The following is an 18,676-nucleotide window of genomic DNA, read 5'->3' on the forward strand; positions in this document are numbered from 1 at the left end:
TGAGTTGTTCAAGCGCCAATGTGGGGTCAGGTCGAGACCTTGGCCTCGAGCTCGGCCAGCCGTTGTCGGGTCAGGGCCAGGTCTGGTCCGAACCGCGCCGGGTCGGCGGCGGCCAGGCGGGCGGCGACGTCGTAGCTTTCGCGATAGAGGTCCAGAGCCCGCATGCGATGGCCGCGATCCTCGCGCAGGTCGGCCAGCCGCTCCAGAGACACCGAAAGGGCGCGCTGGGCGTGCGGATCCCGGGCCTCCCGGCCGCCGCTGGACCGGCGCAGGGCCAGGGATTCCTCGAAGGCCGACAGGGCGTCGTCCAGGCGGCCCTCGGCTTCGGCCACATCGCCGACCCCGGCAAGCGTGCCGGCCAGCAGTTCGATGGCGTCGACGTTGCTGGGAGCGGCGCGCAAGGCGTCGCGGGCGTAAGAGGCGGCGGTTTCATAGGCCTCGGCGGCGTCGTCCATCTGACCCTGGCCGCGCGCGAAGTCGCCCAGGTCGCGATAGACGGCGGCCAGCTCGCGGTCGCCGCGTGCGGCGCTCTTCATGGCGATCAGCACCCGCGCCGCCTCGGACCAGGATTCGGCTCGGGTCAGGTCGACCATGCGCTCGCGCATCTGGGCGAAGGATTCGGCGGCGGCCGGGGCGGGCGTCGCCTGCGGAGCCGCCGCCTCGACCGGCTGGGCGAGCGACGCGGGTTGGAGGCTCGGCGCCGGCGCGACATTGAGGATCGGGGTGGCGATGGGCGCGAAGTCCTGTTCCGGCGCCGCGACCGGCCAGGCCGCCAGGCTGGAGTCGAAGTCCAGAATCGTCGGACCCTTTTTGCGCGACTTGGGCTTTGGGCGCGGCGTCAGGGCGGCGACGACGAAGACTCCCCCGAGTATCGCCGCCGCCGCCCCGGCCAATGGTCGATGCGGCTCGAACGGTCCGAGATCGAGATGCGCGGCCCAGCTTCCCAGCTGCCCCCAGCCCGCAACCACATATCCCGACGTCGCCAGGATCGTCCCCAAGATGATCCCTACGATACGAGCCAGCATCCCGCCCCCTCCAAGACGTCCATTCGCCAGGAGCGACAGGTCAACCGAGCAGGCATGCGACGTCGAGCCGTCTCAACCGGTGGGGGATTCGGGTGCAACCGGACGACCCTCATACGGGCGCCGGCCGCCAAAGGCGCCTCTAAATCAGCCATGTCCGGGGGCGGGGATAGGCTTCGCCGCGCGCCAGGTAGTAGATCCCGACGCCGCAGCGGACCGCGAACCATACGCCGACCAGGCCCATGATCATCGCGCCAGCGGCTACGACGGGGATGCCGACGATCAGCAGCGACAGCGGCAAGCCCAGGATAAACAGCACCAGCCCGATCAGGAACCAGCCGATGGTCAGCCAGAAAGTGCGGACCGCGAAGGTGTAGTGGCTCTCGTTGATCGGCCCGGCCGTCGAGCGATTGGCGTAGGCCACGATCAGGCCGACGATGGTGGTGGCCGCGCAGCTGGCGAAGCCTAGCAGATACAGGCTGTAGACGACGGCCGGCAGGACCTTGTCCTCTTCGGCGCGGACAACAGGGGCGGACGTGTCGGTCATGGCTCAGAGCATCCAGTTCTTGGGGGTGGGATAGGCCCGGCCCTTGATCAGGTAGGAGAGGCCCACGATGCAGCGCACCGCGACCCACACGCCGATCGCCGCCAGGATCACAAAGCCGATGCCGATCACGCTCAACACCGCGCCAATGATGGCGAACAGCAAAGCCAGCCAGAAGGTGCGGATGGCGAACTCGTAGTGGCTCTGGATCCACTCCGGCGCGTTCTTGCGGCTGACGTAGGCCAGCACGACGGCGATCACCGAGGTGATGCCAGTCACCAGTCCGGCCAGATGCAGGACATAGACGACGACAGGCAGGGTCTTGTCGTCCTGCAGGGCAGGCTGGGCGGTGGGGTCGAGATCGGTCACTTTGAGGCTGAACCCTGAAAAACGATGTTGTCCCAAGGATCGTCCTTATCGGTCATCGATGCAAATGAAGGTCCCGTAACCCGAGGCCAACCTCAGTCGCTGGACGCTACGACGAACACCGCCAACTGGTCGTCGAACGCGCGCCCGTAAGCGGGCCGGGCCTCGGCGCGGGCGATATGGGCGCAGAGGTTGGGATAGTCCTCCAGTATGCCCGATCCTGTCAGTCTGCGCAGCACCGTGACCATCATCAGGTCGCCGGCGCTGAAGTCTCCGTCGAGCCAGTCGGCGTCACCCAGATACTTGGAAAGCTCGTCCAGCCGGCCGCGGACGCGTTGCTCGAGGATGGGCAAGCGCTCTTCGTGCCAGCTTTTCTCGCGCTCCAGCAGCACGGCCATGCTGCGCTCGACGATGGGCGGCTCGACGGTGCTCAGCGCGGCGAACATCCAGGTGACCGCGCGCGCCCGGGCGTTCGCATCGTCCGGCAGCAGGCCCGCATGGCGTTCGGCGATGTGGAGCACGATGGCGCCCGACTCGAAGAGGGCCAGATCGCCGTCTTCATAGGTGGGGATCTGCCCGAAGGGATGCAGCGCGCGATGTGGGGCTTCCTTCATTTCACCGAACGAAAGCAGGCGGACGTCGTAGGGCAGGCCGACTTCCTCAAACGCCCAGCGCACCTACATGTCACGCGCCAGTCCCCGGCCGCGATCCGGCGAGCTTTTGAAGGCGGTGATGGTGGGGCGCATGGCGAGGATCCGGGCGAAGGCGTGACGGCGATACACCGAGAACGAACGGCCAAGGGGTCTTCCGACATCGGGTCCGATTTTCCTCGACCGTCGCGAACCTCTTAAGGCAGCAGATTCCTTGGCGGATCGCGCGGGTCGAAGCCGTCGCCGCGCGACAGCCAGGGCAGCGCCGCCAGCAGGAGGATCAGGACGAAGCTCATCCGCGCGGCCATGTCGATCCCGACCCCCGCCATGTCGGCGCCCAGCGACGACAGCAGCAGGGCGATGACGCCGATGGCCAGGAACCCGGCGACCCAAGTGAGGGCCGGGCGGGCCTCGACACCGGCCAGGTCGAAGCGCGCAGCGGGCGCGGCGTCGGCGGCCTGGCGGGCCAGGATGCGAACGAAGGCCGAGAAGTTGGCCAGCCGGTCCTCGGTGCGGCCGGGTCCGACATAGCTCTGGGCGATGATGACGACCTTGGCGCGGCCAAAGCTCAGCTGCAGCACGCGGCGGTGGCCGCCTTGCGGCGCGGCGGCGAGGCGAAAGCGGGTCAGCGCCGACAGAGGAAAGCCGCGCACCCGGACTCCGCGCGTCTCGACCAGCGTCCCATCCCTCAGCGTCCAGACCGTTTCCGGCTGGAACGGCGCGAGGCGGGCGCTGTGGGTCGGGTCCATTATGAGCGGACGGCGGTGATTTCCACGCCGGCGGCGGCGGCGTGAGGGGCCAGGGCCAGGGGCTTTTCCACCCGCACCCGGGCGCGGGTCACTCTGGCGTCGGCGAAACAGGCCTGGGCCAGGCGCTCGGCGAAGGTCTCGACCAGGTCGATATGGCCGGCGTCGGCGATGGCGCGGGCGAACTGGCCGATGGTCTCGTAATTGACCGTATCGCCGATGCGCTCGCAGTGAGTGGCGGCGATGTCGAGCTCGACATCGATGATCAGCGGCTGCCGGGCGCCGTGCTCGTGGTCATAGACCCCGATCCAGGCTTCCACCTTCAGGGCGCGGACGAAGACCTTGGTCACGATCACGCGGGCCCCAATAAGGCCTTGTGGGGGGACGCTTTCGGAGGCGTTTTCGGCGAGGGAGGAGGCGGCCAAGCGGTGCGCCTTTCTTAAGGAGCGACGATGTCGGGCGTACGCCAGGCCAGATGCTGCCCGGCGTCCACCGCGATCATCTGGCCCGTGACCGACCTTGCGTCAATGAGATAGCGCAGGGCGGCGGTCAGGTCGTCCGGCGTGGCGCGGCGCTGCAACAGGGTGCTGGCGGCCTCGGCCTCGAATTCGCCGGGGGCCTGATGCACCGACGGCAGGGTGGGGCCGGGACCGATGGCGTTGACGCGGATGCGCGGGGCCAGGGCCTGGGCCAGGGTCTGGGTCGCCCACCACAGGCCGGCCTTGCTGAGGCTGTAGCTGAAAAACTGCGGATTAGGCCGCCAGACCCGCTGGTCGACGATATTGACGATCAGCCCCTCGGCGTCTTCCGGCAGGGCCGCGGCGAAGGCCTGCGCCAGCACCAGCGGCGCGCGCAGATTGGTCTCGATATGGCTGTCCCACAGGGCGCGGTCGAGGCAGCCGACGCGGTCGTCATGGAAGCTGGAGGCGCTGTTGACCAGCAGGGTCAGGGGGCCAAGTTCGGCGGTCCGGGCGATCAGCCCGGAGACCTGGGCCTCGTCGGAAAGCTCGGCCGAGACCGCGATGGCGCGGCGGCCCAGGGCCTGGATCGCAGCGACCGTCTCGGCAGCTTCCTCGGCCCCGCCGCGATGGTGCACGGCGACGTCGTATCCGGCGCGCGCGGCCTCGAGAGCCAGGGCCTGGCCGATCCGACGCCCCGCGCCGGTGACCAGGGCCGCGCCGCGCGAGCTCATATGCGGCCTAGTCGATACGGCCGAACTCGAAATAGTTCAGGGCCAGGAGGACGCCGATGAAGCCGACGATGACGAGGATCGCGATCATGACGCGGCTCCGTTGAAGACCAAGGTTCCTGCGGCTTTAGCGAGGCGAAGGGCCGGCGGCAAGAGCGGGGTCACGCCAACGGAAATTGCGTGGGATCATCGGTCCAGGGATTGAACACCGCCGCGCCGCTTTCCTGCACGTCGCGCGTGTTGCCGGTGACCAGGAACAGGTCGTGTTCTAGCGCCGTTGCGGCCAATAGGGTGTCAATCAACGCGGGGGCATGACCTGTCCGCTGCTTCACCGAGCCGGAGATCTCGCCCCAGCGGCGCACGACGGAATCGCTGACCGACAGGATACGTCCAGCAAACCGTCCGGCCAGGGCGTCGCGGGCGGCGATGTAGCGCGACCGGTCGGGATGATCGGCCGGCAGGTTGTGGACGCCCTTGTCGTATTCGCCCAGCGACAGGACGCTGATGAACATCCGGTCCTCGGGCTGGCCGGCCGCCCAGGCCTTCACGCTGGGCGCGCCGTTGGGATTGATCAAGGCGGCGATGACATTGGTGTCGATCAGCCAGCCCTTCACAGTTCGGCATCTCGGCCGTGGTCGGGTTCGCGCGTGAGATCCAGGCCGTCCAGGTGCAAGCCTTCGAGAAACGCGATCAGCGACGGGCGGGTCGGATCGGGCGGAGCCAGACGCTCCAGGTCTTCGACACTCATCACCACGACGGCGTCCTTGCCACGCACGGTCACGCGCTGCGGGCCCTGGCTGCGGGCCAGGCGCACCACTTCGCTGAAGCGCGCCTTGGCGTCTTCCAGTTTCCAGCTGAGATCGCCCATCGAATGTTCCATCTGACTAGCTGGTCAGATGATAGTTCGAATGGGCCGAACGAGCAAGGACGGCTAACCTAACCCCCATGCTCTGGCGCCGTCGCATCGAACCCTTCACCCGTCCCCTGGTTTATGCCTGGTTTCGCTGGAACCGGGGGCTGACCTTGGGAGTGCGCGGGCTGGTCACCGACAAGGAGGGCCGGGTGCTACTGATCCAGCACACCTGTGTGCCCGGCTGGTACATGCCCGGTGGCGGGGTCGAGCGGGGCGAGACGGCCGAGACCGCCGTGGCCCGCGAACTGCAGGAGGAGGCCGGCGTGCGCGTCATCGGCCGGCCACGCCTGCTGTCGGCGCATGACAACAACGCCCGCCATCCCGGCGATCACGTGCTGGTCTATCGCATCGAGGCCTGGGAGCCCTGTGCGGCCTCGGCTCAGGGCGAAATCCATGAGGTTGGCTGGTTTGCGCCGGACGCGCTTCCCGACGACGTCACCCCCGCCACGCGGCGGCGGATCGTCGAGGCTCTGGAGGGGGTGGAATCCGACCCGCTGTGGTGAGGTTGAAAGCTATCAGCCCGCCCCGGCCCTGAGCCGCGGGCCTAGCGCGCCGATCCGGGACCGCCGGAAGTTCGGAGCCTGTCGCGGTCCCGGGTCTTCGCCCGGAATGACAACTGTTCGTGGTTTTGGCGCTCAGCCCCTAGCCACATGATCGCCGATCATTAAAATGGTTGTTTGAAGAAGGCTCGCCGCGTCCCACATGAGAGCGGGCCTCGAACATTCCCAGACAGGGCAGGAGCACGACATGCGCGACTACACCAAGTTCTATATCGACGGGGCCTGGGTCGATCCGGTCGCGCCCAAAACGCTCGACGTGATCAATCCGGCCAATGAAGAGGTCTGCGGCAAGATCTCGATGGGCGGCGTCGCCGATGTCGACAAGGCCGTCATGGCCGCCCGCAAGGCGTTCGAGACCTTCAGCCTGACCAGCCGCGAAGAGCGCATCGACCTGCTGGAGCGCATCGTCGCCGAATATCAGAAGCGTTTCGAGGACATGGCCAAGGCCATCACCGAGGAAATGGGCGCCCCCGCGTGGCTCGCCCAGCGCGCCCAGGCCGCCATGGGCATCGGCCACGTCCAGACCGCCATCGCGGTGCTGAAGACCTACAAGTTCGAGGAAGATCGCGGCACCACCCGCATCGTCAAGGAGCCGATCGGCGTCTGCGCCTTCATCACGCCGTGGAACTGGCCGGTCAACCAGATCGCCTGCAAGGTGGCGCCCGCGCTCGCCACCGGCTGCACCATGGTGCTCAAGCCCTCGGAAATCGCGCCGTTCAGCGGCTATATCTGGACCGAGGTCCTGCATGCCGCCGGCGTGCCGCACGGGGTGTTCAACCTGGTCAATGGCGACGGCCCGACCGTCGGCGCGGCCCTGTCGAGCCATCCGGAAGTCGACATGGTGTCGTTCACCGGTTCGACCCGGGCCGGCATCGAGGTGGCCCGCAACGCCGCCCCGACCGTCAAGCGCGTGCACCAGGAACTGGGCGGCAAGAGCCCCAACATCATCCTCGAAGACGCCGACTTCCAGCGCGCCGTCACCGGCGGCATCGCCTCGGTGATGATGAATTCGGGCCAGTCGTGCAACGCCCCCACCCGCATGCTGGTGCCGGGCAAGAAGATGGACGAGGTCATCGCCATCGCCCGCGCCGCCGCCGAGTCCCACACGGTGGGCGACCCCAACGGCAATTCCAAGATGGGCCCCGTCGTCTCCGACGTGCAGTGGAACAAGATCCAGGGCCTGATCCAGAAGGGCATCGACGAGGGCGCCACCCTGGTCAGCGGCGGAGTCGGCCGGCCCGAAGGCCTGGACAAGGGCTATTACGTCAAGCCCACCGTCTTCGCCAATGTCACCAACGAGATGAGCATCGCCAAGGAAGAGATCTTCGGCCCGGTCGTCGCCATCCTCGGCTACGAGACGATCGACGAGGCGGTGAAGGTCGGCAACGACACCGAGTACGGCCTGGCGGCCTATATCTCGGGCGGCGACGAAGCGGAGGTCCGCAAGGTGGCCTCGCGGCTGCGCGCCGGCCAGGTGAACATCAACGGCGCCGGCCCCGACATGATGGCCCCGTTTGGCGGCTACAAGATGAGCGGCAACGGCCGCGAATGGGGCGACCACGCGTTCGGGGAGTTCCTCGAGACGAAGGCGATCCTGGGCTACGCGGCGAAAGTGGCGGCGGAGTAGGGTTCTACTGAGGTTGTGAGTTTGAAGGGGCGGGGCTCAAGGGCTCCGCCCTTTTTTTGTTTCGTGGCCGCAGATTGCGTGACCTTTGAAGTGTTGGAAGTCCGAGAACGTAGAAAGTCTCGAATAGGATTGAGGTTGGTCGCGTGGATCTAGAGCGATTAACGGCCACATTGGGGGCGATTCGGCGCGAATACATCGCAGGACGGATCTACTCATGCCGATATTGCCGCTCAACCGGAAAATAGCCGATCTTTTAAGCTATTGATTTTATTAAAATAGTTATAGACGTTAACATCTTGTTAACTAAAAATCGGTGTGGAGCGGTCGTCTCGTCGTTGACGAGTCATCAGCCACTGTGGCCCCTATGGGAACGTAGATGGGGCTCCTTCTCAAGGGAAACGCCCCATCTACAACACCCGCTGTCCCTTCCAAAAGGACAGGCCCGGTTTGTCGAGGCGACGGTTCCAAGCGTCGTCTCGACATTCCGAGACCGTAAATCTGACCGGCGGGCATTTGCAAGCTGCAAAGCTACTCTCCCACCCGGCCGTTTATTTCTTTGAGGCTGCAGCGTGCCGGTCTCAAACGTCTAGCCATTGCAGGCCGCCGGGCAGCGGTTCGGCTGCAAAGTCCACCTGCAGAATCCTACGATGCGCCGGAATGGCCGCCGCCTCCGACGCATGCAGGATCGGCGTCGCGTAAAGCCAGGCGTCACCGGCCGCAGCCAAGCACGACACCACGCCGCATTCACCTACCACGGCGAGCACATCGTGCTCGGCGATCCGGCCTCGCCTGTGCGAGCCCGGTGCGATGAGCAGCGGCGCATTAGTCTCGGGCACGGGATCGAGGTGAACTCGCAGCGTGATCATGCGCGACAGAACTTCAAACGGCGGAGCGACATGAAGCGCGCCATGCTTCCGGCTCCACGGTCCAAATCCGGCGACTTCGATGCGGTCCTGAACCGCGATGACCCGGTCTTGATGCCAGGCCAGTGACCAGTTGGTCGAAGGAGTCTTGTCGAAGAGAATGGCGCGGACCGCCCGTGGCGACCCTTTCATCCTCAGGGCGGCGAGCTTGCCGATAGCTCCATCCGGTTCCAGGAAGGGGCGCAGGTCCTCCACGCCGAAGAGCCTGATCCCGGCCTGATCCGCCGGCTGGTCGAAAAGGGCCTCTCTGATCATTCTCAGAGTGTCCGAACCGATCGCTGATCGGACGATTTCCGCGCCGTCCGAATCCAGGCTGAGGCGGTCGAGATGTGCGACGTTTGCTAGCTCAATACTCATGTTGGTTCGAAAGCGGACGCCCAGGCGTCACGCCAATCCCTTCATCTCTTGGAGGCTGCAGCGTGCCGGTCTGGACAGGTCAGTCAAGGCCCGCCTCAGACGGCCGCGTCGCGGCGACGCGAAGCGTCGTCCTTGAGTGACCTGTCCAGACCGGCGATCGTCTCGCCGTGAGATGAGGGTTTGTTCCCCTCGGCGCGAAGGGGCGGCAAGCCGCGACCCATCTAAGCTCCTTCATCCCGGGCCTTGTGCCCGGGACCCCTCTATCCGCCGCAGGCGCGGAACAGGGCGGGTCCCTCACGCGGAAGCTGAACCGGGGGGGCCGGGCACAAGGCCCGGGATGACGAGGAGGCGTTTGGGGAGTGGGCGAACGAGGTTGGGGCAACCACCGCCCTCGCCGAACGGTTGCTCACCCAGACCCCGGCGGCGCCACCTCATGAACGGGCCCTGGGGCCTATCGCCTCTTCACCGCGCAGCGAGGAAGGTTCCGGCGCAACTATTCCCGGAAAAGCTCGCTACCGCGCCGCTTGCCCAGATTGGCGAGGGCCGAGGCGCCCTGCTGCACGGGCGCGAGGCCGGAGTCGGAGTCGATCGCTCGCTCTTCCTCGGCCGCGGCCTTCTTGTCGGTGGAGGCCTCGGTGGGTGTCAGGGAGGGCTCGAGCTCGGTCTTGTCGTCGGGCGTTGCGCTGATCGGGTTCATGTCAGGCTCCTTGGCTGGACGTCTCCATCTCTAACCGCGCGTCGAAGGGGGCGGTTCCCTTGCGTGATCCTTGCCGTCCGCCGAGGTTGCGTTAACGTCTCGTCCCAACAGAACAACGATAACCTACCGGGAGAGAAACCATGACGCCGCCCCAAGGCGCGTCGCTCGCGCGCGACGTCAGCGATGTTCCCTTCAAGCCCTTGCCGATGAAGGGGCCGGACGTCAGCGTCGAGCATCGGCCGGATGGCTCGCTGATCATCACCTCCAACCACGCGCCCGGCGAGGGGCCGCGCTCCATCGCCCATCTGCTGGCCCAGAAGGCCGCCGAGCATCCGGATCGGCCGTATCTGAAACAGCGCGAGCCCGGCCACGGGCCGTGGAGGTCGGTGAGCTATGGACAGGCCCTGCGAGCGATCGAGGGTATTGCTCAGTGGCTGCTCGACCAGGGCTTCGGAGCCGACGACAGCGTGATGATCCTGTCGGGCAACTCCGTCGAGCATGCCCTGATGACGCTGGGCGCCTACACCGCCGGCGTCCCGGCTGCGCCCATCAGCCCGGCCTATAGCCTGGTCTCGACCGATCACGCCAAGCTGAAGCACTGTTTCGACAAGGTCGCCCCCCGCGTCGTCTTCGCCCAGAGCGGGGCGATGTTCGCCAAGGCGCTGGAGACCCTTCGGGCCATCGATCCGACCGTGAAGGTGATCACCGTTGATGGAACCGGCTCAATGGGGGATGGGGGCGTGCTGAGCTTCGCCGACATCGCCGCCACCGTTCCCACCATCGCTGTCGAGGCCTCGCGCGAGACCCTGGGTCCGGCCACGGTGGCCAAGTACCTGTTCACCTCCGGCTCGACCGGCATGCCCAAGGCCGTGCCCCAGACCCACGGCATGATGGCCGGGGTGATCGCCGGCCAGGAGGGTCTGAAGCTCGACGAGCCCGAAGACGGCGAGGTTTCGCAGGGGCTGGAATGGATGCCGTGGAGCCACATCTCGGCCGGCAATATCGGCTTCAATGGCCTGCTGTGGTCCGGCGGCACCCTGCATATCGACGAGGGCAAGCCCTTGCCCGGGATGTTCGAGACCACGATCAAGAACCTCTATGAGGTCTCGCCCATCGTGTTCGGCTCGGCGCCGATCGCCTTTTCGATGCTGGCCGAGGCCATGGAGAGGGACCCGGTGCTGCGCGCCTCGTTCTTCAAAAACCTGCGCTACATGGCCTATGGCGGGGCGACGCTGTCGAACGACGTCTATACGCGCATCCAGGCTCTCGCCGTTGCCGAAACCGGCCATCGCATCCCGCTGACGACGATGTATGGCGCTACCGAAACCCAGGGCATCACCGTCACCCACTGGATCACCGAGCGCGTCGGGCTGGTGGGCCTGCCCCTGCCGGGCATCGAGCTGAAACTGGCGCCCAGCGGGTCCAAGTTCGAGGTGCGGGTCAAGGGGCCGACGGTGGCCAGCGGCTACCACAAGGATCCTGAGAAAACCGCGGCGGCCTTCGACGAGGAGGGCTTTTATCGGCTGGGGGATGCGGCGCGGTTCGTCGATCCCGAAGATCCGGCCAAGGGCTTGGTGTTCGACGGCCGGGTGACCGAGGACTTCAAGCTCGACAGCGGCACCTGGGTCAGCGTCGGCGTGCTGCGCCCCGATCTGGTGGCAGCCTGTAGCCCCTATATCCAGGACGCGGTGATCTGCGGCCAGGACAAGGGCTTCATCGGCGCGCTGTTCTGGCCCTCGCCGTCGGGCCTGATGGCCCTGGTCGCCGATGAGGGGCCGGGCACGCCGATGGAGAAGCTGGTCGTATTTCTGCGCGAACGGCTGGCGGCGTTTAATGCGGCTGCCGGGGGCTCGTCGCGCAGGGTGGGGCGCTTCACGGTGATGACCGAGCCGCCCTCCATCGACGCCGGCGAGATCACCGACAAGGGCTATGTGAACCAGCGGGCGACGCTTGAGCGGCGCGCGGCCCTGGTCGAGGCGCTGTATGCGGCCCAGCTGGGGGAAGGCGTGGTTACGGTCTGACGCCTACCAGGCCAGCCGGGCATGGGCGATCACGGCGGTCTTGTCCGACATGCCGGTGGCCATCAGCTCGGGCGGTTTGGCGGCGGGGGCTGTCGCTTCGGCGGGCCAGCCGTCACGCATCTCCATGACCGCAGCCTCGACCCGGCCCGTCGCCCCGGAGGTGAAGCTGAGCGTGACGCCATTGGGATCGGGGGCGTGATAGGTCACGGTCGACCAGGCGTCGGGCTGGCTGGTCAGGGTGATCGGCCGGCCGTTCAGGCGTGGATCGAGAAGATCGGTGGTGGCGCGGATCTTCAGGGTCAGCACCTCGGTTCCCGGGCCGGGGATGACGCGAACGATCAGGCGGTCGCCCGAGCGCTCGGCGGTCAGGACCGGCGGGGTGACCGGCACGGCGCGGGTTTCGGCCATCCAGATCGGGTCGCCGTGGAACGGGTGCAGGGGCTGCTTCTTCAGGTCCACCCCGCCGTCGGCGACCAGGACGGCGCGGGTCCAGGCGTCCAGCTCTGGCATTGACGAGACGCGCCAGGCCTTGCCTGTCGAGGGATCGGCGATGTGATGGGCCTCGGTCAGGTTGGGCCGGTCGGCCGAGGCGCCGGGGATGGCGGCAGTGATCACGAGGCCAAGGCCGGCCACGACCAGCACAACCACACCGCGCCAGCTCCATCGGGATTGCGCGAAGTCGAAGGTGATCGGCACCAGGGCCGGGGTGGCCAGCAGTACGAACAGAGCCAGGACGGCGGGCTCCATCAGGCCGATCCCGGCGAAGGTCCAGGCGCCCCAGGCGGTCAACTGGGCGATGGTCACGGTGGCCAGCACCGCCATGGCCAGGGTCATGGCCAGGGCCACGCGGCGGTCGCGGGTTCCGCCCAGCGCCATGGCCAGGGTCGCGCCCAAGGCGGCGATCAGCAGCGGCCAGACCAGCATCACCGTCGCGCCGGGCGCCATGATCTGGGCGGCCAGGGACAGCAGCAGCAGGGTGAGGAGGCCGCCGATCCAGACGCCCAACACCCCGACCCTGCCTCCTAGCGCCGCCCAGCACATCAACTCTACCGCGACGCCAAGGCCAAGGCCCACGGCGTCGAACCCGCCGACGATGCTGCAGGCGCCGCCCAGGGCCAGGGCCGCCAGGCTGGGCCAGATCCGCTTCGCGCCCCGGGCCTGGGCCGTGACGACCAGCAGTCCGGTCCCGACGCTGAGCGCTCCGGCCCCCAGCAGCAGGAAGTCAAAACGACCCAGCAGATCGTACAGTTTCTGGCCGTCGCCGACGTTCAGCAGGCGGCCCAGGAGATGCAGGACCAGCGCGCTGGCCAGCAGCAGCAGCACAGCGCCAGCCACGCCCCGGACGATATCGAGCGGGGACGTCACGCCGCCGCTCAGGGCGCGCCAGACCACGAAGCCGATCATTCCGGCGGCCAGGGCCAGAAGCCCCCAGCCGATGGCCGTCGAATAGCTGATCAGGAACAGGCCCAGCACGTCGGAATAGATGACGTTGGGGGTCTTGGTGGGCAGGCTCGCGCCGCTGGCCAGGGCCCGGGCGATGGGCAAGACCTGGTTGCCCATATGCTGCAGGCTGCCCTGGTCCAGCCGCTCGGGCGTCGACAGCGGCGTGTGATAGGCCAGCTGATTGTCGATCAAGGCAAAGTTCAGGCCCGGCAGGCCGGCCTTCACCGAATGGGTGAAGTCGGTGTCATTGGGCATGCGCTCATAGACGGTCGAGGCCAGGGAATTGGCCGAGGGGCCCACGGCCTCGCGAGCCATCAGGGCCAGCAGGCCGCCGTTGTCGGGGCCGGTCTGGAACATGGCCGCGCGACCGGCGTCTCCCCGGGCTTCCATGTTCAGCACCACGCCGACCCGGGCGGCGGTGGGGTCGCGAGCGAAGAAGGCGTCGGCGCCCAGCAGGCCGGCTTCCTCGCCGTCGGTGAACAAGAAGATCACGTCGCGCGCCGGCGGCGGACCGGCCTTCAGGGCGCGGGCGATCTCCAGGGCGGCGGCGGCCCCCAGGGCGTCGTCAGCCGCGCCGGGCGAATTGTGCACGGAGTCGTAGTGGCTCATCACCAGCACGGCTGGCAGTTCGCGGTCCTGTCCGGGCAGGACGCCGACCACGTTCTGCACCGCCGCCACGCCCAGCGATCGGCCATTGTTCGAATAGGGCTGGAAGCCCTCGCCGGGGCGCACCGAGACCTCCAGGCCCAACTCGCCGATCCGGGTCAGCAGGTGATCGCGCACCCGCACGATATCGGCCGAGCCGGTCGGGTGCGGACGCTGCGCCATGGCCTTGACATCGCCCATGGCGCGGGCTGCGGAGAAGGCGGCGGCCGGCGCGGAGGCGTCGACAGGCTGAGGCGTTCTCTGGGCGTAGGCGCCGAGGGCCACGCCGATGGCCAGACAGATCCAGAAACCCAGTATCCTGATCGTCTTCACGGTCTGCCTCGTGGTCCGGCGAATCCCCATCAGGAGGTTGCGTCGGGTCAGGCGGGATCGGAAGGCCAAAAGAAAAAGGGCGACCCGGTTGCCCGGATCGCCCCTTCCTCATCCGAAAGCCAAAGGCCCTGCTCGCTTTGGAGAGCGGACCTTCGGATCCCCTCCCGGTTAGAACTTCGCCCGCAGCGTCACGCCGTAGGTGCGCGGCGCGCCGAGGAAGGCGTCGTAGGTGATGGTGTCATTAGCCGGGACGTACGTCGCGTTGGTGGCGCTCAGGCCCGACGCGCCTTGCAGGAAGCCGTTGAAGCCGACCTGGGTGTATTCTTCGTCCAGGATATTCTGGCCCCACAGTTCGACGGTCCAGGCTTCGCTGGCGGCGCCGAAGCCGATGCGAGCGTTGACCACGGTGTAGCCTTCTTGCGTCTTCGGCGGGAACAGGTCCGAACCGGTGTTGTACTCCGAGGAGTACTTCGCACCGACGTTGAAACGGGCGCGGTAGTTGTCGCCCACCGGACGCTCATAGGTCAGCGAGCCCGAGGCCGAATATTCCGGCGCCAGCGACAGGCGGCTGCCCGGCAACTGGGAAAGGGCGTTGCCCGGATCGTTGGGGATCTTCTGGTCGCCGTATTCGGTCTTGGCGTAGGTGAAGCCGCTCTGCACCGACAGGCCGCGGACCGGGGTGAACCACAGGAAGTCGACGTCGACGCCCTGCGAAACCACTTCCGGGATCGAACGCACGGCGAACGAGGTGCCCAGGAAGGTGTTCAGCTGGAAGTCGGTGAACTTCTGATAGAAGCCCGTGACGTTGAACAGCACCGAGCGGTTGAAGAGGGTGTTCTTCAGGCCGATTTCATAGCTGTCGACGAACTCACCCTCGAACGAGGTGTCCTGGATCGGCAGCACGCCTTGGCCGCCGCTTTGCAGGCCGTTGGACGACTGGGTGCGGTCCAGGTTGTAGCCGCCGCCCTTATAGCCGCGAGCGAATGAAGCGTAGCTGAACACTTCGGGCGAGAAGCGATAGGCGGCCTTGACCGTGCCCGACCATTCCTTGTCGGTGCGCGTCTGGTGGGTGCCGCGGTTGTTGAACAGCGGGTTGGCCCAGGGCAGGCAAAGGCGGCCGACGACGAGCGGGGTGGACGCCGGGCCGACGATGCCGGCGATGCGAGCCTGACCGGCGGGCGACAGACCGATGCCGCAGCCGACGCCGCCGTCCGTGATGGTCTGGTAGGTGTCCAGATCCTTCTTGTCGGCGCTGTAGCGCAGGCCGGCGGTGATGCTGAACGCGTCGGTGAGCTGAAGGGTGTTGCTGGTGAACAGCGCGATGGTCTTGGCGCGCTGGCTATAGCTGTCCCGCAGGCCCTGACCGGGCGTGAAGGTGGTGTTCGGCGCGCGGCCGGTCAGGATCGAGATGAAGTTGGCGATGCCGGCCGGATTGGCGGCCGACTGCGACAGCAGGCGACCCAGATACTGCTCGTAGTGATTGCCATAGAGGAAGTTGGCCTTGGTCTCGAGCTTCTCGTCGGCCAGGAACGCGCCGACCAGCCAGTCGAGGTTACCGGTCTTGCCGGCCAGGCGCAGTTCCTGGGTGAAGGTCAGGAACTCGCTGTAGTTGGTGCCGTCCTTGTTGCGATAGGCCAGATCGGCGGTGGAGAAATCGCTGTCCTGGCCGTTGTCGGTGCGCCAGTTGCGGATGGCGGTGATCGAGGTCAGTTCGCCGATCGGCAGTTCGATATTGCCCTCCAGCGAGACGCCCTTGTCCTCGATCGAGGACGGTGTGCCGCGGTTGGCATAGACGACGCGATCATAGGGCTTGGCGGTCGGAGCCAGGGCGACGCCGCCGCTGACCAGGTTCAGGATGCCGGCGGTCGGGCCGGTGCGGATCTGCACGGCGCCGCAGCAGTTTTCGTCGCGCTTGGTGTAGTCGGCGATGATCTTGAAGGTGGCTTCGTCATTGGGCACGAACAGCAGTTGGCCGCGCACGGTGTAGAAGCCCTGGTCGGCGTCCTGGTCGCGGTCGCTAGGGCCGCGGCCGTTGTTGACGTCGTTGTAGCCATCGCGCTCGCGGGCGGCGACATACAGGCGACCGGCGAGGGTCTCGGTGCCGAACAGCGGGCCGGTCACCGAAGCGGCGAGGCCGTGGGCGTTGAAGTTGCCGATGGTGGCTTCAGCGTTGGCGGCGAAGCCGAACTCAGGCTCCTTGGTCACGACGTTGATGACGCCGGCCGAGGTGTTCTTGCCAAACAGCGTGCCTTGCGGGCCCTTCAGGACCTCGATGCGCTCCATTTCGCCCAGATCGCCGAAGGACACGCCGTTACGCGGGCGATAGACGCCGTCGATCACGATACCGACCGAACTTTCCAGACCGGGGTTGTCGCCGACGGTGCCGACGCCGCGGACGCGGGCGGTGGTCGAGGCTTCCGACGTCGTCGAGGTGACGGTCAGGCCGGGGGTCAGGATCGTCAGATCCTTGATGTCCTTGATGCCCGTGTCTTGCAGCAGCTTGGCGCCGACGGCGGTCACCACGACCGGCACGTCCTGCAGGTTCTGCTCGCGCTTTTGGGCGGTGACGACGATGCTGTCGACGGTGGGGATTTCGACTTCCTGGGCCTGAACCGCGCCAGCGGTGAACAGACCGGCAAGCACAACGGCGGACGCCGTGCCGCAAAGCACCTGGGTAAAGCGCATTTCCTACCTCGGTTCGTTATGCCGCGAGCGCTTGCATCGCCCACGGCTGATTTTGTTTGGACTCACTCGAACGACTGTTCAAATGGACACTCCACGGTTACGGATCGCTGGCGGTCAGAGCAAGTGAAAACCCTTACAGGTAAAAGGATCGGAAAGGCCTGTTGCGCAGAAGCGACACGGGTCGGTCGCCATCCCCGGTGATGCAGCCCGTCGTTGGCGAAGCTTGCAAGATCGGTTCGGCGCGCTCATTTGCGACCTATGACATCGTCGCTCGCCTATCGTCCCGATCCGCAGTTCATGGCCCTGGGTCGCGACTTCGCCGATCCGGTCGATCCTGCCGATTTCCCCACGACCCGCCTGCGCTTCCGCAACGACCGCGCGGCGGCGACCGTGGGGCTGGACGGCCTGTCGGACGCCGAGTGGATCGCCGCGTTCGGCCGGTTCGAGCCTCTGCCCGGCAATCAGCCCCAGCCACTGGCCATGCGCTATCACGGCCATCAGTTCCGCAGCTACAATCCCGACCTTGGCGACGGGCGCGGCTTCCTGTTCGCTCAGCTTCGGGAACAGGGGACGCCCTCAAGCCAGACAGGGCGGCTGCTTGACCTGGCCACCAAGGGCTCGGGCCAGACGCCTTGGTCGCGGCAGGGCGACGGACGGCTGACCCTGAAGGGCGGCATGCGCGAGATCCTGGCCGCCAGCCTGCTGGAGGCCGTTGGCGTTCCGACCTCGCGCGCCTTTTCGCTTGTCGAGACCGGCGAGGAACTGCAGCGCGGCGACGAGCCCAGCCCGACCCGCTCGGCCGTGCTGACCCGGCTGTCGCACAGCCACATCCGTTTCGGGACCTTCCAGCGTCAGGCCTATTTCGAGCGGCCTGATCTGATCACCGTGCTCGTCGATCACGCGGTCGAGACCTATTATCCGCATCTGGCCCATGAACCCGACCGCCCCGCCGCGCTGATGCGGGCGGTGGTCGAGGCCAGCGCCAAGCTCTTGGCCGGCTGGATGTCGGCAGGCTTTGTCCACGGCGTGCTCAACACCGATAACATGGTGGTGACCGGCGAGAGCTTTGACTACGGCCCGTGGCGGTTCCTGCCGCGCAACGATCCGAACTTCACCGCCGCCTATTTTGACCACAACGGCCTCTACAGCTTTGGCCGCCAGCCAGAGGCGGTGTTCTGGAATCTGCAGCAACTGGCCGCCTGCCTGACCCTGGTGACCGACCAGGCCGGGCTGGTCGAGGCGCTGAACGGCTTCTCCGACGCCTATCGCGACGCCCTCCGCGCGGCGATGCTGCGACGCCTCGACCTCAAGCCTCGCGATCTGGCGACCGACATGAACCTGGTCAGCGCCGCCTTCAAGGCCCTGGCGGCGGGGGGTGACGCCCTGCGCTGGGAGCCCTTCTTCTTCGACTGGTTTGGCGGACCGGCCTCGGAGTCCCGCGCCATGGCCGGTCCTCGCGCCGCCCTCTATGGCGACGAGGCCTTCGCCGATTTCCGCGGCAGGCTGGCGGACTTCGAGCCGGATCGGCCGGAACGTCTGGAGCATCCGGTCTTCGCAAGCGACGAGCCTGAGGAGCTGCTTATCGAAGAGGTCGAGGCGCTGTGGGGGTCCATCGCCGCCGAGGACGACTGGGCCCCTCTCTACGCCAAGCTTGACCGGATCGAGGCGGCCCGGCAGGCCTACGGGTTCGCGGACGTCAGCGATAAAAACAACGCGGTCTGAACTTTTCAGGACGGGTCCGGAACAATTGTCACGGTTCAGGCTTATTGCTTTGCATAACGCCGAACGGTGAGGCTTTGCGGAGAGACCCCATGCGCTTCTTCCAATCGATCTTTCAGCCCGTAATGCTGGTCGGCGCCGTCGCCATGTCGTTCATCGGCGCGCTCGGTATTCCGGGCTGCGCGCGCGCCATCGGCGAGTGTCTCGCCCAGAGCCGCGAGATCGCCTGAGGGCTT

18 protein-coding genes are annotated in these 18,676 nt (G+C 66.9%); 5 read left to right on the plus strand and 13 right to left on the minus strand.

Going from position 1 to position 18,676, the window contains the following annotated elements; translation table 11 throughout:
* Positions 1–26: 26 nt before the first annotated feature.
* From ACP69S_RS02955 to ACP69S_RS02995, 9 genes are all read right to left on the minus strand, one after another.
* Complete coding sequence (locus ACP69S_RS02955) at positions 27–1,025, minus strand: tetratricopeptide repeat protein (protein WP_425994706.1); 999 nt, start codon at positions 1,023–1,025, stop codon at positions 27–29.
* A gap of 139 nt (positions 1,026–1,164) precedes the next feature.
* Entirely contained in the window at positions 1,165–1,569 is a 405-nt protein-coding gene (locus ACP69S_RS02960) for a DUF4870 family protein (RefSeq protein ID WP_425994708.1), read from the minus strand.
* 3 nt (positions 1,570–1,572) lie between these two features.
* Positions 1,573–1,935: a DUF4870 family protein gene (locus ACP69S_RS02965; RefSeq protein ID WP_425994710.1), complete on the minus strand. Its 363-nt coding sequence runs from the start codon at positions 1,933–1,935 to the stop codon at positions 1,573–1,575.
* Between the two features lie 92 nt (positions 1,936–2,027).
* Entirely contained in the window at positions 2,028–2,609 is a 582-nt protein-coding gene (locus ACP69S_RS02970; RefSeq protein ID WP_425994712.1) for a glutathione S-transferase family protein, read from the minus strand.
* A 170-nt stretch (positions 2,610–2,779) separates the two neighbouring features.
* Complete coding sequence (locus ACP69S_RS02975) at positions 2,780–3,331, minus strand: hypothetical protein (RefSeq protein WP_425994714.1); 552 nt, start codon at positions 3,329–3,331, stop codon at positions 2,780–2,782.
* Positions 3,331–3,753, minus strand: coding sequence for a dihydroneopterin aldolase (gene folB / locus ACP69S_RS02980; RefSeq protein ID WP_425994716.1), 423 nt, complete (start codon positions 3,751–3,753; stop codon positions 3,331–3,333). The genes ACP69S_RS02975 and folB overlap by 1 nt, the downstream gene beginning before the upstream one ends.
* Positions 3,754–3,767: 14 nt before the next feature.
* Positions 3,768–4,520 carry an SDR family oxidoreductase gene (locus ACP69S_RS02985; RefSeq protein ID WP_425994718.1) on the minus strand — a complete coding sequence of 251 codons (753 nt, stop codon included), beginning with the start codon at positions 4,518–4,520 and terminating at the stop codon, positions 3,768–3,770.
* Positions 4,521–4,678: 158 nt separating this feature from the next.
* Positions 4,679–5,131 (minus strand): type II toxin-antitoxin system VapC family toxin, encoded by a 453-nt coding sequence (locus tag ACP69S_RS02990; RefSeq protein ID WP_425994720.1) that lies wholly within the window; start codon positions 5,129–5,131, stop codon positions 4,679–4,681.
* Positions 5,128–5,385: a type II toxin-antitoxin system Phd/YefM family antitoxin gene (locus ACP69S_RS02995; RefSeq protein ID WP_425994722.1), complete on the minus strand. Its 258-nt coding sequence runs from the start codon at positions 5,383–5,385 to the stop codon at positions 5,128–5,130. Before ACP69S_RS02995 ends, ACP69S_RS02990 begins: the two co-directional genes overlap by 4 nt.
* Positions 5,386–5,462: 77 nt before the next feature.
* On the opposite strand from ACP69S_RS02995, the gene ACP69S_RS03000 reads away from it, so the two are divergent.
* Positions 5,463–5,933 carry an NUDIX domain-containing protein gene (locus ACP69S_RS03000; protein ID WP_425994724.1) on the plus strand — a complete coding sequence of 157 codons (471 nt, stop codon included), beginning with the start codon at positions 5,463–5,465 and terminating at the stop codon, positions 5,931–5,933.
* Between the two features lie 244 nt (positions 5,934–6,177).
* The gene (locus ACP69S_RS03005; protein ID WP_425994726.1) at positions 6,178–7,617 is read left to right on the plus strand and encodes an aldehyde dehydrogenase family protein; all 1,440 of its coding nucleotides are present in this window, start codon (positions 6,178–6,180) and stop codon (positions 7,615–7,617) included.
* A gap of 578 nt (positions 7,618–8,195) precedes the next feature.
* Here ACP69S_RS03005 and ACP69S_RS03010 read toward each other — a convergent pair.
* Positions 8,196–8,897 carry a phytanoyl-CoA dioxygenase family protein gene (locus ACP69S_RS03010; RefSeq protein WP_425994728.1) on the minus strand — a complete coding sequence of 234 codons (702 nt, stop codon included), beginning with the start codon at positions 8,895–8,897 and terminating at the stop codon, positions 8,196–8,198.
* Between the two features lie 493 nt (positions 8,898–9,390).
* Positions 9,391–9,594, minus strand: coding sequence for a hypothetical protein (locus ACP69S_RS03015; protein WP_425994730.1), 204 nt, complete (start codon positions 9,592–9,594; stop codon positions 9,391–9,393).
* Between the two features lie 140 nt (positions 9,595–9,734).
* Between ACP69S_RS03015 and ACP69S_RS03020 the strand changes: the two genes are divergently transcribed.
* Entirely contained in the window at positions 9,735–11,615 is a 1,881-nt protein-coding gene (locus ACP69S_RS03020; RefSeq protein WP_425994732.1) for an AMP-binding protein, read from the plus strand.
* Positions 11,616–11,618: 3 nt separating this feature from the next.
* On the opposite strand, the gene ACP69S_RS03025 is transcribed toward ACP69S_RS03020, so the two are convergent.
* Both ACP69S_RS03025 and ACP69S_RS03030 read right to left on the minus strand, forming a co-directional pair.
* Positions 11,619–14,036 (minus strand): M20/M25/M40 family metallo-hydrolase, encoded by a 2,418-nt coding sequence (locus tag ACP69S_RS03025; RefSeq protein ID WP_425994734.1) that lies wholly within the window; start codon positions 14,034–14,036, stop codon positions 11,619–11,621.
* Positions 14,037–14,204: 168 nt separating this feature from the next.
* Entirely contained in the window at positions 14,205–16,721 is a 2,517-nt protein-coding gene (locus tag ACP69S_RS03030; RefSeq protein ID WP_425994736.1) for a TonB-dependent receptor, read from the minus strand.
* A gap of 258 nt (positions 16,722–16,979) precedes the next feature.
* Between ACP69S_RS03030 and ACP69S_RS03035 the strand changes: the two genes are divergently transcribed.
* Complete coding sequence (locus ACP69S_RS03035) at positions 16,980–18,443, plus strand: protein adenylyltransferase SelO (protein ID WP_425994738.1); 1,464 nt, start codon at positions 16,980–16,982, stop codon at positions 18,441–18,443.
* A gap of 89 nt (positions 18,444–18,532) precedes the next feature.
* On the plus strand, positions 18,533–18,670 hold the full coding sequence (locus ACP69S_RS03040; RefSeq protein WP_425994740.1) for a hypothetical protein: 138 nt from the start codon (positions 18,533–18,535) through the stop codon (positions 18,668–18,670).
* The last annotated feature ends 6 nt before the right edge of the window (positions 18,671–18,676 follow it).

Origin of the sequence: Caulobacter sp. DWR1-3-2b1 (assembly GCF_049895765.1) — a bacterium.
In the GTDB taxonomy this organism is placed as follows: Bacteria; Pseudomonadota; Alphaproteobacteria; order Caulobacterales; family Caulobacteraceae; genus Caulobacter.

Bases quoted from the DNA above. Each gene is read 5' to 3' on its own strand.
- ACP69S_RS02960 (WP_425994708.1), bottom strand. From the start codon at position 1,569: ATGACCGACACGTCCGCCCCTGTTGTCCGCGCCGAAGAGGACAAGGTC.
- ACP69S_RS03000 (WP_425994724.1), top strand. From the start codon at position 5,463: ATGCTCTGGCGCCGTCGCATCGAACCCTTCACCCGTCCCCTGGTTTAT.
- ACP69S_RS02975 (WP_425994714.1), bottom strand. From the start codon at position 3,331: ATGGACCCGACCCACAGCGCCCGCCTCGCGCCGTTCCAGCCGGAAACG.
- ACP69S_RS03030 (WP_425994736.1), bottom strand. From the start codon at position 16,721: ATGCGCTTTACCCAGGTGCTTTGCGGCACGGCGTCCGCCGTTGTGCTT.
- ACP69S_RS03035 (WP_425994738.1), top strand. From the start codon at position 16,980: ATGACATCGTCGCTCGCCTATCGTCCCGATCCGCAGTTCATGGCCCTG.
- ACP69S_RS03010 (WP_425994728.1), bottom strand. From the start codon at position 8,897: ATGAGTATTGAGCTAGCAAACGTCGCACATCTCGACCGCCTCAGCCTG.
- ACP69S_RS02955 (WP_425994706.1), bottom strand. From the start codon at position 1,025: ATGCTGGCTCGTATCGTAGGGATCATCTTGGGGACGATCCTGGCGACG.
- ACP69S_RS03005 (WP_425994726.1), top strand. From the start codon at position 6,178: ATGCGCGACTACACCAAGTTCTATATCGACGGGGCCTGGGTCGATCCG.
- ACP69S_RS03040 (WP_425994740.1), top strand. From the start codon at position 18,533: ATGCGCTTCTTCCAATCGATCTTTCAGCCCGTAATGCTGGTCGGCGCC.
- ACP69S_RS02985 (WP_425994718.1), bottom strand. From the start codon at position 4,520: ATGAGCTCGCGCGGCGCGGCCCTGGTCACCGGCGCGGGGCGTCGGATC.
- ACP69S_RS03015 (WP_425994730.1), bottom strand. From the start codon at position 9,594: ATGAACCCGATCAGCGCAACGCCCGACGACAAGACCGAGCTCGAGCCC.
- ACP69S_RS02995 (WP_425994722.1), bottom strand. From the start codon at position 5,385: ATGGGCGATCTCAGCTGGAAACTGGAAGACGCCAAGGCGCGCTTCAGC.
- ACP69S_RS03020 (WP_425994732.1), top strand. From the start codon at position 9,735: ATGACGCCGCCCCAAGGCGCGTCGCTCGCGCGCGACGTCAGCGATGTT.